The organism is Brevundimonas sp. FV1ye28, assembly GCF_058681135.1.
The window spans coordinates 388,293-403,161 of sequence record NZ_CM178731.1 but is presented as its reverse complement, the minus strand read 5'-3'; the positions used below and the strand labels follow the sequence as shown (position 1 = coordinate 403,161).

Annotated in this window: 9 protein-coding genes; 4 read left to right on the top strand and 5 right to left on the bottom strand. The window is 66.7% G+C overall.

All coding sequences use genetic code 11. The features are described 5' to 3' along the window. Positions 1-23: 23 nt before the first annotated feature. Entirely contained in the window at positions 24-2,453 is a 2,430-nt protein-coding gene (locus ACW171_RS01970) for a glycoside hydrolase family 3 N-terminal domain-containing protein (RefSeq protein ID WP_492095429.1), read from the bottom strand. 131 nt (positions 2,454-2,584) lie between these two features. Here ACW171_RS01970 and ACW171_RS01965 point away from each other — a divergent pair, with 131 nt between their 5' ends. The 3 genes from ACW171_RS01965 (at position 2,585) to ACW171_RS01955 (ending at position 6,271) form a co-directional block, all read left to right on the top strand. Continuing rightward, on the top strand, positions 2,585-3,364 hold the full coding sequence (locus tag ACW171_RS01965) for a FadR/GntR family transcriptional regulator (protein ID WP_492095428.1): 780 nt from the start codon (positions 2,585-2,587) through the stop codon (positions 3,362-3,364). 32 nt (positions 3,365-3,396) lie between these two features. Then, positions 3,397-5,181, top strand: a complete 1,785-nt coding sequence (locus ACW171_RS01960) for an IlvD/Edd family dehydratase (protein ID WP_492095427.1) — start codon at positions 3,397-3,399, stop codon at positions 5,179-5,181. A 133-nt stretch (positions 5,182-5,314) separates the two neighbouring features. Then, a complete protein-coding gene (locus ACW171_RS01955; RefSeq protein WP_492095426.1) occupies positions 5,315-6,271 on the top strand; it encodes a hypothetical protein in 957 nt (318 codons plus the stop codon). Positions 6,272-6,301: 30 nt separating this feature from the next. On the opposite strand, the gene ACW171_RS01950 is transcribed toward ACW171_RS01955, so the two are convergent. After that, positions 6,302-7,321: an SMP-30/gluconolactonase/LRE family protein gene (locus tag ACW171_RS01950; protein WP_492095425.1), complete on the bottom strand. Its 1,020-nt coding sequence runs from the start codon at positions 7,319-7,321 to the stop codon at positions 6,302-6,304. Beyond that, on the bottom strand, positions 7,318-9,663 hold the full coding sequence (gene bglX, locus ACW171_RS01945; protein WP_492095423.1) for a beta-glucosidase BglX: 2,346 nt from the start codon (positions 9,661-9,663) through the stop codon (positions 7,318-7,320). The genes ACW171_RS01950 and bglX overlap by 4 nt, the downstream gene beginning before the upstream one ends. Positions 9,664-9,841: 178 nt before the next feature. Here bglX and ACW171_RS01940 point away from each other — a divergent pair, with 178 nt between their 5' ends. Continuing rightward, on the top strand, positions 9,842-11,086 hold the full coding sequence (locus ACW171_RS01940) for an MFS transporter (RefSeq protein WP_492095421.1): 1,245 nt from the start codon (positions 9,842-9,844) through the stop codon (positions 11,084-11,086). On the opposite strand, the gene ACW171_RS01935 is transcribed toward ACW171_RS01940, so the two are convergent. Both ACW171_RS01935 and ACW171_RS01930 read right to left on the bottom strand, forming a co-directional pair. Further along, on the bottom strand, positions 11,076-12,179 hold the full coding sequence (locus ACW171_RS01935; RefSeq protein WP_492095419.1) for a Gfo/Idh/MocA family protein: 1,104 nt from the start codon (positions 12,177-12,179) through the stop codon (positions 11,076-11,078). The two genes, ACW171_RS01940 and ACW171_RS01935, sit on opposite strands and share 11 nt — an antisense overlap. 27 nt (positions 12,180-12,206) lie before the next feature. Beyond that, positions 12,207-14,690, bottom strand: a complete 2,484-nt coding sequence (locus ACW171_RS01930) for a glycoside hydrolase family 3 protein (protein ID WP_492095418.1) — start codon at positions 14,688-14,690, stop codon at positions 12,207-12,209. Positions 14,691-14,869 lie beyond the last annotated feature (179 nt).

Genomic DNA, 14,869 nt, shown 5'->3' with positions numbered 1-14,869 from the left:
CAAGCGCTGATCGTGCTATCTGCTCAGGCTGAAACGGTGAGGGTCACGGCTTTCAGATCGACCGAGTTCGGACCGGCGCTGATCGTGAAAGTGCCCGGCTCGACGACACGGTGCATGTCCTCGTCCCACAGCGACAGGTCGCGCGGCGTGATCTCGAACGACACCGTCGCCCGCGTGCCAGGTTCGAGCGTCACCCGCTTGAAATGCTTCAGTTCCAGCACAGGCCGGGTAATCGAGGCGAAGTCGTCGCGGACGTACAGCTGCACCACCTCGTCGCCCGCGCGGTCGCCTGTATTGGCGACATCGACTTCGACCCGGACATGTTCGAATCGGCCGATCGTCGCCTTGGCCAGACGGGGCGCCGAGATGTCGAAGGTGGTGTAGGACAGCCCGTATCCGAACGGATAGAGCGGGCTCGTTTCGTCGAACAGATAGCCCCGCCGAGACGTCGGCTTGTGGTTGTAGAAGATCGGCAGCTGACCCACGTTGCGCGCGATGGAAACCGGCAGCTTTCCGCCCGGATTGACCCGGCCGAAGATCACGTCGGCGATCGCGTGCCCGGTCTCCTGCCCCAGATACCACCCCTCGACCAGAGCGGCGGCGTTCTCCGCCAGATAGTTGGCCGACAGAGGACGGCCGTTCAGAAGGATCACGACCGTCGGCTTGTTCAAGGCGAAGATCGCCCGCGCCAGATCGTTTTGCTGACCGATCAGATCCAGCGAGGCGCGGTCGCCGAGGTGCTCATCGGCCCAGGCCTCCCGACTGGTTTGCTCGTTGTCGCCCAGCACCATGACGATGGTGTCGGCGTTGCGAGCGGTGGCCACAGCCTCTTCGATCAACCGTGCATTGACCTCGGCTGAGACCAGATCGACGGCGTCGGCGCTCCACGAGCGGCTCTCGGTGATGCGTACCGCCTCGGCATAGTCGACCTGGAACCTGCCCTCCGCCGCAGCCTGAAGACCTTCCAGCACGCTGACGACATGGGCGGGGACATCGCTGTAACCGCCGATGGGCGTATCGCGCGCATGAGTGCCCAGCACCGCCATGCGCTGGATCTTTGAGGCGTCGAGGGGCAGCAGGCCGCCCTCGTTCTTCAGGAGGACGACAGCCTTCTGAGCCGACTTGCGGGCCAGGGCGACCGCGTCCGGCGTCGCCGTTAGCGCGTCAGCCCGGCGGGCATCGACGTAGGGGCTTTCGAAGGCTCCGGACAGGAACTTCATCGTCAACAGCCGGCGCACCGCCGCGTCGATATCGGCGATGTCGATGCGGCCGTCGCGGATCATTTCGGGGAATTTGATGTAGCCCTCGCCGTCGGGCAACTCGATGTCGACGCCGGCGTGCAACGCCCGCGCCGCAGCCTCTTCGATGGTCCGGAACATCTTGTGGCGGGTGTTCAGCTCGCGCACGGCGAAATAGTCGGACACCACCGCGCCGCGATAGCCCCACTCTCCGCGCAGCACGTCGTGCAACAGCCAGCGGTTTGCGTGGGACGGCTGGCCGTCGATCTCGTTGTAGGAGGCCATCACCGCCATGACCGGCAGCTCGGTCACCGCCCGTTCGAACGGCGGGAAGAAATTCTCCCGCAGAATTCGCTCGGAGATGTTCGCCGGACCGACATTCGTACCGTTCTCCGGCTGACCGTGACCCGTCATATGCTTCAGCGTCACGAACACCTTGTCCGGCGCCAAGGGCAGGTATTCGCCCTGGAAGCCGCGGATCGCGGCAAGGCCCATCTCGGCAACCAGATGCGGGTCCTCGCCATAGGTTTCCTCGATACGGCCCCAGCGCGGATCGCGCGCGACATCGACCACCGGGGCCAAGGCCAGCAAAGCTCCACGCGCTCGCATCTCGCGCGCGGCGACCGAGAAGCATTGCTCGACCAACTCCGGATCCCAGGTGGAGGCTAAGGCAATCGACTGAGGGAAGCTCGTCGCGCCGCGCGCCACATAGCCGTGCAGCGCCTCCTCATGCAGCAGTATCGGGATACCCAGCCGGGTGTTCTCGACCGCCCAGCGCTGGGCCGCGTTGCAGTATTCGGCCGTCTCGCGTCCCGTCCGGTTGACCGCATCGGTCGCCGCCCCGGCAGCGCCGTTCTGGGTCGCATCGACGCCGCGCTTGTCCTGGGGTCGGGAGATCTGGCCAAGCCCGTGCGGGAAGGCGGTAGACGCGCGCTCGGCGTTGAAGTCGCCGGCGGCGTTCTGGATCGCACCCTTGCCTTCCCAGATGCCGATCATCTGGGCGACCTTTTCCTCGAGGGTCATCCGGCTCAACAGGTCCTCGACCCGGCGTTCAACCGGCTGAGAGGCGTCGCGGTAGACAGCATCCCGGCCCGGCTTTTCGCCGTCCTGCGCGAACGCCACCCCGCGTGTCGACGCGAGAGCCAAGACTGAAACAAAACTGGCCAGAACCGTGCGACGCCCAAGCGTCAGCGTTCTCTGGTGTGGCGTGCTCATCGAAATGTCCTCCCTCATCTCGCCGGTTGACCCAGCGATGATAGCGCTACCAAACGATAGGCTCGTTTTTCGCGGACCGTCAACGATGATCATCGGTTATAGACGGGGACTCGTTGTCACGCAGGTCGCTGATGCCCGCTAGCCCCGTCTCTCCACCTAACAGCCGCCATCCCAAGCCGGGTTCCGAGCGCCTGCACGGGGCCATAGCCAGAAACCTGGGCGTGGCGATCGTTTCCGGGGCGCACAAACCCGGTGACATTCTGGGCAATGAGATCGAGCTCAGCGAACAGCTTGCCGTGTCCCGCAGCGCCTACCGCGAAGCGATCCGGATTCTGGCGGCCAAGGGGTTGGTGGAGAGCAAGCCCCGCACCGGCACGCGGGTCCTGACCATGGACCGCTGGAACCTGCTGGATTCCGACGTGCTGTCCTGGTTCTTCGCCTCAGAGCCCAGCCCGACCATCGTCAACGGCCTGTTCGAGTTGCGGATGATCGTGGAGCCCGCGGCCGCAGCCTTCGCGGCCGCGCGGCGGTCGGATGAAGACGTCGCCACGATGCGAACTGCGCTTGAAACCATGGAGCGGATGACTCTCAAGACCGAAGCAGGCCAGGCCGCCGATCGCGACTTCCACCAGGCCATCCTGACCGCGACGGGCAATCCGCCGCTGATCAGCCTGGCGTCGACCATCGGCGCCGGCGTGCGTTGGACGACCCTTTACAAGCAGCGCAAGCGTCGCCTGCCGCCCGACCCGATGCCGGAGCACTGGGCCGTGTTCGAAGCCATCGCCGCCGGCGACCCCGAAGGCGCCCGAACCACGATGGCTGCCCTGGTGGCCCATGCGCTGGAACAGACCGAAAGCGCCGCCTCGGTGAAAGCCGTCAAGCCTGTTGCAGTCAGAGGGCCGGTTCGATAATTGTCTGAGTAATTGCAGACAAAGACCCCTTGATGACCAAACCCCTTCGCTCGCGCGCCTGGTTCGACAACCCCGCGAACCCAGACATGACCGCTCTCTATCTGGAGCGCTACCTCAACTACGGTCTGACGCTGGAAGAGCTGCGTTCCGCCAAGCCGATCATCGGCATCGCCCAGACGGGGTCCGACCTCGCGCCCTGCAACCGCCACCACATCGAACTGGCCAAACGTGTTCGCGAGGGTATCCGCGAACAGGGCGGCATCGCGCTCGAGTTTCCTGTTCACCCGATCCAGGAGACCGGCAAGCGACCTACGGCGGGCCTTGATCGCAACCTCGCCTACATGGGCTTGGTCGAGCTGCTCTACGGCTATCCGCTGGACGGGGTCGTCCTGACGATCGGCTGCGACAAGACCACCCCCGCCTGCCTGATGGCCGCCGCGACCGTCGACATCCCGGCGATCGCCCTATCGGTCGGGCCGATGCTGAACGGCTGGGTCAAGGGCGAGCGAATCGGCTCGGGCACCATCATCTGGAAGGCGCGCGAGATGATGGCCGCCGGAGAGCTGGACTACGAAGGCTTCATCAACCTGGTCGCCACCTCGGCGCCCTCGGTCGGCTACTGCAACACCATGGGCACGGCCACGACGATGAACTCGCTGGCCGAGGCCCTGGGCATGTCCCTGCCCGGCTCTGCCGCCATCCCGGCACCTTACCGCGAGCGGCCGCAAATCGCCTACCGGACCGGCAAGCGGATCGTGGACATGGTGAGGGAAGACCTGAAGCCGTCCGACATCCTGACCGCCGACGCCTTCCACAACGCCATCGTGGTCAACTCGGCGATCGGCGGCTCCACCAACGCCCCGATCCACATCACAGCCCTAGCGCGCCATTCGGGCGTCGAACTGCCGATCGAGGACTGGCAGACCCACGGGCATGCGGTGCCCCTGCTGGTCAACCTCCAGCCCGCCGGCAAATACCTCGGAGAGGACTTCCATCAGGCCGGAGGCGTGCCCGCCGTGGTCGCCCAGCTGATGAGCAAGGGTCTGATCCGCGAAGGCGCCATGACCGTCAACGGCAAGACCATGGGCGAAAACTGCAAGGGCGCCGAGATCCTGCTGCCGGACGTCATCCGCACCATGGAGGCCCCACTGGTCGAGGACGCCGGCTTCCTGGTTCTCAGCGGCAACCTGTTCGACAACGCCATTATGAAGACCAGCGTCATCGCCGCCGAGTTCCGTGAGCGCTACCTGTCCAACCCTGCCGACCTCAACGCCTTCGAAGGCCCCGCCGTGGTGTTCGACGGGCCCGAGGACTACCACCACCGCATCGACGATCCGGCGACCGGCATCACCGAGAAGAGCATCCTGTTCATGCGCGGCGCCGGTCCGCTCGGCTATCCGGGCGCCGCCGAGGTGGTGAACATGCGGCCGCCCGCCCACCTGATCCGCGAGGGCGTTCACGCCCTGGCCTGTATCGGCGACGGCCGTCAGTCCGGCACCTCCGGCTCCCCCTCGATCCTGAATGCCTCGCCCGAGGCGGCGGCCGGCGGCAATCTGGCGCTGCTGAGGACCGGCGATCTCGTCCGGGTGGATCTCAACACCTGCCGGGTCGATGTCCTGATCGATGACGCCGAGCTGGCCGAACGCCGCGCCGCCCTCGACGCCGCCGGAGGCTTCGCCGTTCCGCCGTCCCAGACGCCCTGGCAGGAGATGCAACGCGCCACGGTCGGCCAACTCGGGACCGGCGCAGTGCTGGAGCCGGCTGTCAAATATCACCGGATCATCGATCGCTTCGGCAACCCCCGCGACAACCACTAGGGCGGCCCCCTCCGCTCCAGGACTTCCGCCTCTGTCCCTTTAGCAATCTAGGCCCGGAGCTCGCTCAGGCGTTCTTGACCCCCGGCCCGCGCGCGACCAGTATTGTCTGACTTTTTGAAAAGTCATCGGGGCAATGACTATGCGCACCGCTCAATGTTTCGCGCTTGTCTTGAGCGCCCTGGCCGCCACCCTGACCGTGTTCGCGGCGCCTCCGGCCCTTGCCCAGATCGAGAACGGCATTCCGCCCAACGAGCTCAACGCGGGTTATGTCATGGAGGCGGAGCGCGAGGCCTTGCGCAACATGCAGCGCCTGAACGCCCAGACCCGAGCCGAGCGCGAAACCCCCGCTCAGAGCCTGGCCAATGCTCAGGCCGCCGTCACGGGCGCCAGCGCCGACTGTCAGGTTCAGGAAGCGACCGTGCTGGGCAAGACTGGAGACGGGGCGAAAATCTACGAAGCGACGTGTGCGACGGGCTCCGGCTATCTGCTTATCGCCTCGACCCCTCCGCAGGCCGTGAGCTGCCTGGTCGCCGCCCAGTCCGCCGCCCGGGACCCGGCCCAGCCGGGCGGGGAGACCACCTTCGTCTGCACGATGCCCGCGAACCTGAACGGGGCCGAGGCCCTGACCGCCTACGCCCGGGAGGCCGGCATCACCTGTGAGATCGATTCCGCCGGTCCCGTCGGCACGTCCAATGGAGAGACGGTCTACGATATCGGCTGTTCGGGTCTGGACGGTTACCGGCTGAAGCGGACGGAAACAGGCTGGGAAAAGATCGAATGCTGGATCATCGTCAGCGCCGGCTCGCAATGCGCGACCACGACGCCCGAGGAACAGTTCGCCACCATGACGGCTAGGCTCGCGGGCACCGACGCCGCGGCCTGTCAGGTCGACGGCGGACGGTTCATGGGCGCCAACGCCAACGGCGCCTTCTATGAAGCGCGATGCTCGGGCGCCGATGGTTTCATCTTCCACGTGAAGGACGAGGTCACTGATCGCGTCATTCCCTGCGCCATCGCCGCGCCGATCGGAGGCGGCTGTACGCTCACCCCGCGCGGAACCGCAGTCGCCGCCCCGCCCGCCGATCAGTAGATCCTCGCTGGGCTTGGAGCCGCCCCGCCCTCAGCCTAGCCGCAAACGCGCGAGGGCAGCCCCAGCCGTGATGAACAGGGTCCGCCCCCCTTCGCCGAACTTGCAGTTCGCGGCGGCTGTTCCAGGATCAATGCGGCCCAGCGACCGACCGTCCGGCGTCAGCACATGGATGCCGCCCGGCCCTGTGACGAACAGGCGCCCCCCGGCGTCGATCGCCAGGCCATCCGGCAGGCCCGGTCGATCGGGCCCGACCATCGAGGTGAAATCCTTGAGCACCCGACCGTTCGACACCATCGACGTGGCGTCGAGATCATAGGCCATGAGCGTGGCGCGCGCCGGGTCCGAGACCGTCACGTAAAGCGTCCGCTGGTCGGGAGACAGGGCGACGCCGTTCGGGAAGGTCAGGTCAGAGACCAGCAGGGTCACGGCGCCGTCGGGGTCCAGCCGGTAGACGCCGTTCCGCGCCTGTTCCTTCAGCGGCGAGGCGTCCATGTCCTTGAGGCCGTAGGGCGGGTCCGTGAAGAAGATCGCTCCTGAACGCGCCTGGACCAGATCGTTGGGCGAGTTGAAGCGCTTGCCCTCATAATGGGTCGCCAACAGGGTCTTGCTGCGGGTGGCCAGGTCGATGCGGACGATGGCCCGGTTGCCGTGGTCGGCCGCGAGGATCGATCCTGCGGGACCGGCGATCAGCCCGTTCGTGCCCGGCTCGCGGAACCCGGACGCCTCGGCCCCGTCGAATCCCGAGGGATCCATGAAGACCGAGACGCCCTCGGTCGGCGACCAGCGATGGATCTTGTTTCGCGGGACATCGCTGAACAGCAGGTAGCCCCCCTGATCGATCCAGATCGGACCTTCCGACCAGGTGAAACCGTCCGCCAGTTTTTCGATCTGCACCCCTGGCGGGATCAGACGGTTGATCGCCGGATCATCACGGACGATCCCGCCCATGGTGGGATAGTCGTCCTGAGCGGTCGGGGCCGTGAGACTTTGACACCCCAGGACGGGAGCGGCGGCGGCGGCCGAGAGAAGGTGACGGCGGGTCACGTTCATGATGCGGGCTCCTCGGCCGATGGTGTGGGTATGGCGGCGGCCGGCACGTCGCTTATGCCTTCTGTCGAGATGGTGAAGACGTCCCGCAAGCGGATGTCCTGCGACGACGCTCCGACCATGACCTGGATTACGCCCGGCTGAATGCGCCAGCGATCCGCGGTCCAGAAGGCCATCTGAGCCGGGGTAAGGGTGAACCGGATACGCTTGGATTCCCCGGGCGCAAACGCGACGCGGCGGAATCCTCGCAGTTCCTGCACCGGTCTTGAGACCGCCGCCACGGGGTCGCGGACATACAGCTGAACGACTTCGTCGGCGGCGACTGTCGAAACATTCGTGACCACGACGCTGATATCGATCCGACCGTCTGCGGCGATCTCGGCGCTGCTCAGCCTCAAATCGGAATAGTCGAACCGCCCGTAGCTGAGCCCATGGCCGAAGGCGAACAGCGGCGTGATCGGCTGGTCCCGATAGCGAGCCGTGTCGCGGACCAGGTCTTCGGCGGCCGGGCGCCCGGTGGGCAGATGGGCGTAGGTCGCCGGCGTCGCTCCGCTCGAGCGTGGAAAGCTGATCGGAAGACGACCGCCTGGCGAGACGCGCCCGATCAGAACATCGGCGATGGCGGGTCCGCTCTCCACGCCCAGGAACCAGGTTTCGAGAATGGCCGGGGCCCGTTCCGCAAGGGCAGGAATGGCGAGCGGCCGACCGTTCATCAGGATGACGACCACCGGCTTGCCCGTGTCCAGGATGGCCTCAACCAGAGCGTCCTGTGCGGCACTGAGGCCAATGTCCGAGTAGCTACGCGCCTCGCCCGAGCGATCGAAATGCTCCCCGACCACGAGCAGGACCAGGTCCGCTGCGTTCGCCGTTTCGACGGCCTGGGCCAGGGCGTCGGCGTCTGAAATCTCGTCCACGCCCTGCGCCCCCTCGCCGGACGCCGTCACGGCGATAGCCTCGGCGGCCTCGGGTCGATAGCCCTGGGCGTAGCTGAAGGTCGCCTGCGGCATGGCCTCTCGAAGGGCGGGGATCAGGGGGCGGACATCCTCGACCTTGCCTTGAGCGCGCCAGCTACCGAGCGCGGAGTTGGCGTCCTCGGCCAAGGCTCCGATGACGGCGATCCGCCGAGCAGAGGCGCCCAACGGCAACAGATCGCCATCGTTCTTCAGGAGCACGATCGAGCGACGGGCGGCCTCTCTCGCCAACGCCCGGTGCTCCGGCGTGAGCATGGCCGTCGCTTCCCGCGCGGGATCGGCGCGCCCATAGGGATCGTCGAACAGGCCGAGCCTCTCCTTCGCCGTGAGGACCGCAGCCACGGCCTCGTCCAGGAGGGCCACGAGCGCCGGGTCGGCTTCGATCGCGCCCTTCAACTCAGCGGAATAGGCATTTCCCGCCATGTCCATATCGACCCCGCCGCCCAGGGCCAGGGCGGCGGCCTCGCGAGGCGTCTCGGCGACGGCGTGGTTGATCAGTTCGGGAATGGCGTTCCAGTCGCTGACGATCAGCCCGTCATAGTTCCATTCGCCTCTCAACACGCCGCGTACCAGCCCGGGATGGGCGGTCAGCGGCACGCCCCCGACATCGTTGAACGCGGTCATCATCGATCCCGCGCCTGCGGCAGCGGCGGCGAAGAACGGCGGAAGATAGACTTCGTGCAGGGTGCGTTCGGAGATGTCGGCGCTGTCGTAGTCTCGACCGCCCTCTGCCGCGCCGTATCCGACGAAATGCTTGGCCGTGGCAAGAATGGAGGCTGGATCGGCCAGCGACGATCCCTGGTAGCCGTGCACCTGAGCCGCAGCCAGGACGGAGCCGAGATAGGGGTCCTCGCCCGCGCCCTCGACGACGCGGCCCCAGCGGGCGTCGCGGGCGATGTCGACTATCGGCGAGAAGGTCCAGTTCAGCCCCGCAGCCGTGGCCTCGACGGCCGCCGCCCGGGCGGTGCGTTCCACTAGCGGCGGATCCCAACTGGCGGCCAGGCCGAGGGGCACTGGAAACAGGGTCTTGTACCCATGCACGACGTCCATTCCGAACAACAGCGGAATACCCAGCCGCGACTCCTCGACCGCCAGCCGCTGCAGTTCGCGGATCTGGGCGGCGCCGGCGACGTGCAGGAACGACCCGATCTGGCCGCTCCGCACCCGCTCCAAGGCAGCCGCGTCGAGGCGCGAGTTCAAGGCGCGCTGACGTCCCCCAGGCACCTGGTTCAGCTGTCCGATCTTCTCTTCGAGCGTCATCCGCTCCAGCAGGGCGAGCACCCTCGGCGACGGCTGATCGACCGACTGCGCGCTCGCCGTTCCGTCTGAGAAGGCCCAGACGAAGGCCAATGCGAGCAGAAGACGTCCCAGCAAAGCCAAGCTCCGACAACGTTGTCAATTTTGAAAGAACAGCCTTAGACCAAAGGCAGCGGACCGAAAAGCACAGATCCGGCGGGGAGCGATGAGGATGATGCAGAGCGACGACGCGATCGTACACGACAGGGACGAACGCACGGAGAGGTCAACCTTGAGGCGGATCACAGGTCGGCTCATGCCCCTGTTCTGTCTGATGTATCTCATCGCCTACATCGACCGCCAGAACGTCTCCTACGCCAAGCTCCAGATGGCTGAGGCGCTCGGCATGAGCGAGGCGGTCTACGGCCTTGGGGCGGCGCTCTTCTTCATCGGCTATTTCCTGTTCGAGGCCCCCGCCAATCTCGTGCTCGCCAAGGTCGGAGCGCGCGTCTGGTTCACGCGGATCATGGCGACATGGGGCGTGATCACCATCGCGTTGGGCTTCACCACCAGTCCCGCCATGTTCTACGTCCTCAGGTTCCTGCTGGGTGCGGCCGAGGCGGGGTTCTTCCCGGGCGTGCTCTACGTTCTGACCCTGTGGTACCCGCAGGCCCATCGCGCCCGGATGATCGGCGCCTTCATGATCGCCAGCGCGGTGGCCAACGCCGTGGGCGCCTTGATCGGCGGGGCGTTGCTGGACCTCGACGGGCTGGCAGGACTGGCGGGATGGCAGTGGGTCTTCATCGCCACGGGCATTCCTGCGGTCTTGCTTGCGCCCTATGTGCTGTGGCGATTGCCCAATGGCCCCGACACCGCGCCGTGGCTGGCGCCTGCGCAGAAGTCCTGGATCGCCGACACCCTGCGGGCCGAGGCGGACGCGACGCCCGATACGGCGCATGGCTCGACCTGGCGGGCGATGCTGGACCGACGCGTCCTGTTGCTGGCGGTGATGTACGTCGGCTTCCCCCTGGCCGCCTATGGGCTCAGCTACTGGCTGCCGACCGTCGTGAAGGGGTTCGGCGTGTCCAACACCGTCAACGGCATGCTGAACGTCATCCCCTGGATTCTTGTCGGGATCGCCCTGTGGCTCCTGCCGCGCCACGCTGCGCGGGTCGGCCAAAGCCCCTGGCATATCGCGGGGCCGTCCCTCTTGGGCGCGGCCTGCCTGGCGCTCAGCGTCCTGGCGCCCGGACCGGTGGCCCAGTTCACCCTGCTCTGCATCGCCGCGCCAGCTATCTTCGCCGCCCAGCCGGTGTTCTGGAGCCTGCCGCCGACCTTCCTGAGGGGCGCCGGTGCCGCGGCCGGGATCGCGGCGATCAACGCCATCGGCAACCTCGGCGGCTTCGTCGCCCAGACCGTCGTGCCCGCGATCAAGCAGGCGACGGGCAGCGACATCCTGCCGATGCTGTTCCCGGCGGCCTGCCTGACGATCGCTGCGGGGCTGGTGCTTTTGGTCCTGCCTCAGTTGGCTCGCGCGCCTGCCGAAGACGTCAAAGCGTGATCGTTCGGCCTTCACGCGCGGAGCGGTAGATCGCCTCCATGATACGCATGTCTCGCAGGCCCTCCTCCCCGGAGACGATGGGTTGGCTGTCGGTCATCACGCACTGGGACAGATGATCCAGCATGGCGGAAAACTGATTGCTCGGCAGTTCGGGGGCCGGGTGATCGACCGTCTGCCCGCCGCGACGCAGCTTCAGCGCATTGCCCCGATAGGCCGTGGCCGGTTCGGCGTCGAGCCACCCTTCCGTCCCCACCACGCGATAGCGATTGTGCGCCGATCCATAGGTCGAGACACAGTTGGCCACCACGCCCGACGGGAAGGTCAGCTGGAAATTGATCGTGTCCTCGACCTCCCTGAAACGGATGTCGGTGCGATCGGTCGATTCCATCGCCGAGACCGCGCCCGGCTCCTCTCCGCTCAGGTAGCGAGCGGCCTGCAGGCTGTAGATGCCGATATCCATCAGCGAGCCGCCGCCGGCGAGGGCGCGGTTGAGGCGCCACTGGGTCGGGTCGCCGATGTTGAAACCGGTCTCCGCCGAAATGATTCGGAGTCTTCCCAGTTCGCCTGACCGTGCGACGCGAATCGCCTCGCGATTGTTGGGTTCGAAATGGCATCGATACCCGATCATCAGCTTGCGGTCGGCCGCCCGGCAGGCGGCGATCATCGCCTCGGCCTCCGCGGCCGTGTTAGCCATCGGCTTTTCGCACATCACATGCTTGCCGGCGGCCGCCGCCCGCAGGGTGTATTCGTGGTGCAGGCCGTTGGGTAGGATGACATAGACGATGTCGACGTCCGGATTGTCGCGGATCGTCTCGAAGGTGTCGTAGGTATAGAGGCCGCTTTCGCTGACGCCATACTGGGCTGCATAGCGTCGCGCCTTGTCCATCGATCCGCTGACCAAGGCAGTGACGCGCGAGTGTCGGCATTCGGCGAACCGCGGCAGGATGACGTCGGCATAGGTCCCCAACCCCATGATGGCGTAGCCCATCTTTCGGTCGGCGGACGGCTGCGCCAGCGCTGATCCGGGCACGATCCCCGCGGCGGCGAACGCGCCCAGACGCAGCAGGCTTCGGCGACTGGCGAGCAGGCTCATGGCGTATTCCCCTAGCAAGCGTGGATTTCAGGACGCGGGCGTGGCCGGAACCGCCGCAGGGCAGACGGTGTCGTTCTCGTTCGACGCCAGCCTGATCTCGGAGATCGACACGGTCAGCGGAGCCGAAGCCCGCAACTCGAAGGGCGTGGAGACCGCGTCGACCCGAGCGCCGGCGGAGCGGAAGCAGGACAGCCCGACCTTGATCTCCCGCCATTCGCCGACGGGCGCGGCGCTTAGGATCGTACCCAGTTCAACGCGCCCCTCCCCCAGCCCCAAGGCTACGGACCCGACAGGCCTAGCATCGACCCGATAGCGGAAGGTCAGCGCCATGTCTCCGTTCGCCTGCCTGTTCAGGTCGACCGGGGGCCCTTGCAGCGAGACCGAGGCCGGACCCTGGCCGTCGAACGTGAACTGGCGCGCGCTTTCCTGAGCGAGGTCGTCGACCGCACGCGACGTGACCCGGCCACCCGTTCCGACACCGTCGGAGAGCACGAAGGCCCAGGGCGCGACCGGCTGTCCATCGACGAAATAGCGATCGACGCTGGCTGCAATCGTGGAAACGCCCGAGATTTCGGACAGGCCGGGAACCGAGCCCGGAGCGGCATAGGTCAAGCCGTAGCCGTAGGCGAACTGCGGATCGTAATCCGAATCCCCGACGTTCAGCGGCGCTCCTGTCGCGTCACGCGGCCATGAGAAGGACAGCCTCCCGGTGAAGTCAGTGCGAGGTTGACCCTGCGCGTCCCCGATCAGGACATCGGCCACACCGGCACCTTCGCTGCCCGGCAGCCAGGCCGCCACGAAGGCGTCCGACTGGTTGATCTCCGGATTGGTCCACAAGGGCCGGCCTGACAGGAAGACCGAGACAGTGGGGACGCCGGCCGCCTTGAGACGACGCAGGATTTGCAGCGGACCTTCGGGTGCGAAGTCCAGATTTTCGACGTCACCCTGGAACTCGGCGTAGGGGGTCTCGCCAAAGACGACGATGGCCACGTCCGGCTTGTCGGTGAAGGCTCCGTCGACGCTCAGCGTCGCCGTGCCCCCTGCCGCGCTCACCGCCTCGTTGATGCCGTCCCAGATCGACGAACCGTTCGGGAAGTCGGCCTTGCTGTTGCCGGTGCCTTGCCAGGTCAGGGTCCAGCCTCCCGCCGCCTGACCGATATCATCGGCGGAACCGGCGACCAGAACCCGGGCGCCCGCGCGCACGGGCAGGACGGACCCCTCGTTCTTCAGCAGGACCAGGGATTGCCGGACCGCCTGCCTCGCCAGCGCCCGATGCTCGGCGGACCCCAGCCGATCGAGTCGGCCCTCGACCGGACGATCCTCCCGGAAGACGCCGGCCTTGACCTTGGCGCGAAGAATACGGGTCACGGCCTCGTCCAGCCGCGCAGCGGAGATCTCGCCGGAGCGCACCTGCGCCAGTGTGTTGGCATAGAGCGGACGCCAGCTGTCGGGGGCCATCAGCATGTCGATGCCGGCGTTGACGGCGAGAGCGCAGCTCTCCACCGAACATCCTGGCAGCTGGCCATGCGCATTCCAGTCGGACACGACGAAGCCGTCGAACCCGAGCGGGCCATGCAGCACATCGCGCAGCAGGGTGGGATTTCCCGAATGTTTGACGCCGTTCCAGCTGGAGAAGCTGGCCATGATCGACAAGACGCCGGCGTCGATGGCCTGCACATAGCCGCCCAGATGGATGTCGATCAGCTCCTGCTCGGACCCCCGAAAATCACCCTGGTCCGTGCCGTTGTGCGTCCCGCCGTCGGCGAGGAAGTGTTTGGCGGACCCTGCGATATGCCCCGGCGCCAGGGGATGGTCGGCGGCTAGCTCACCCTGCAGCCCCAGGGTCAGCGGACCGGCGTAGGTGCGTTGGATTTCCGGGGTCTCGCCATAGCCTTCGTAGGTCCGGCCCCAACGGTCATCGCGAGGCACCGCCAGGGTCGGGCCGAACGTCCAGTCGGCGCCGGTGACGGCGACTTCGAGGGCGGTCGCCTCCCCTATCCTCCGGATGAGTTCGGGATCCCGCGCGGCGCCGAGGCCGATGTTGTGCGGAAAGATCGTCGCGCCGACGACGTTGTTGTGCCCGTGGACGGCGTCGATCCCATAGATCAGGGGGATGCGCGCGCCCGGCCGGTCCGCGGCGGCCTGACGGAAGGCCTTGGCCAGATCAACCCAAGCCTGGGCGCTGGCGCGATCGTCGCCGCCGGGCGCGGAGTTGCCGCCGGCGAGAATTGACCCCAGGGGATAGACGGCGAGGTCGGCGGGCGTGATCGAGGCGATGTCGGCCTGGATGATCTGACCGACCTTTTCCTCGATCGTCATCCGGCTGAGCAACTCGACGACGAAGGCCTCGGTTTCGGCGTCGCTCATGGCGTCCGGCGAGGCGGCTCTGGGCCACAGTGCCGGATGCGCAGTCGAGGCGGCCGGGACTGTTGGCGGACTCGTCTGGGCGGCTGCGCTCGCCGCGCCGCAGAGCGCCGAGGTCAACATCAGCATCGTCGTGAAAGCACGCATGTCTTCGTCCCTATGTTTCCGGGCTCTTTGGCTGGGTTCGGTCAGCGTGGCGCCGCTTGTTGAGCACCCCCGTCGCGAGAAACGGGCGCGGTTTAGATAGCGCTACCACCAAAAATGCCAGGCCGCATCAAAATTGACAGCGTTGTCACGTCCAGTCTTTTCGCGCCCGTGTGGAGGCG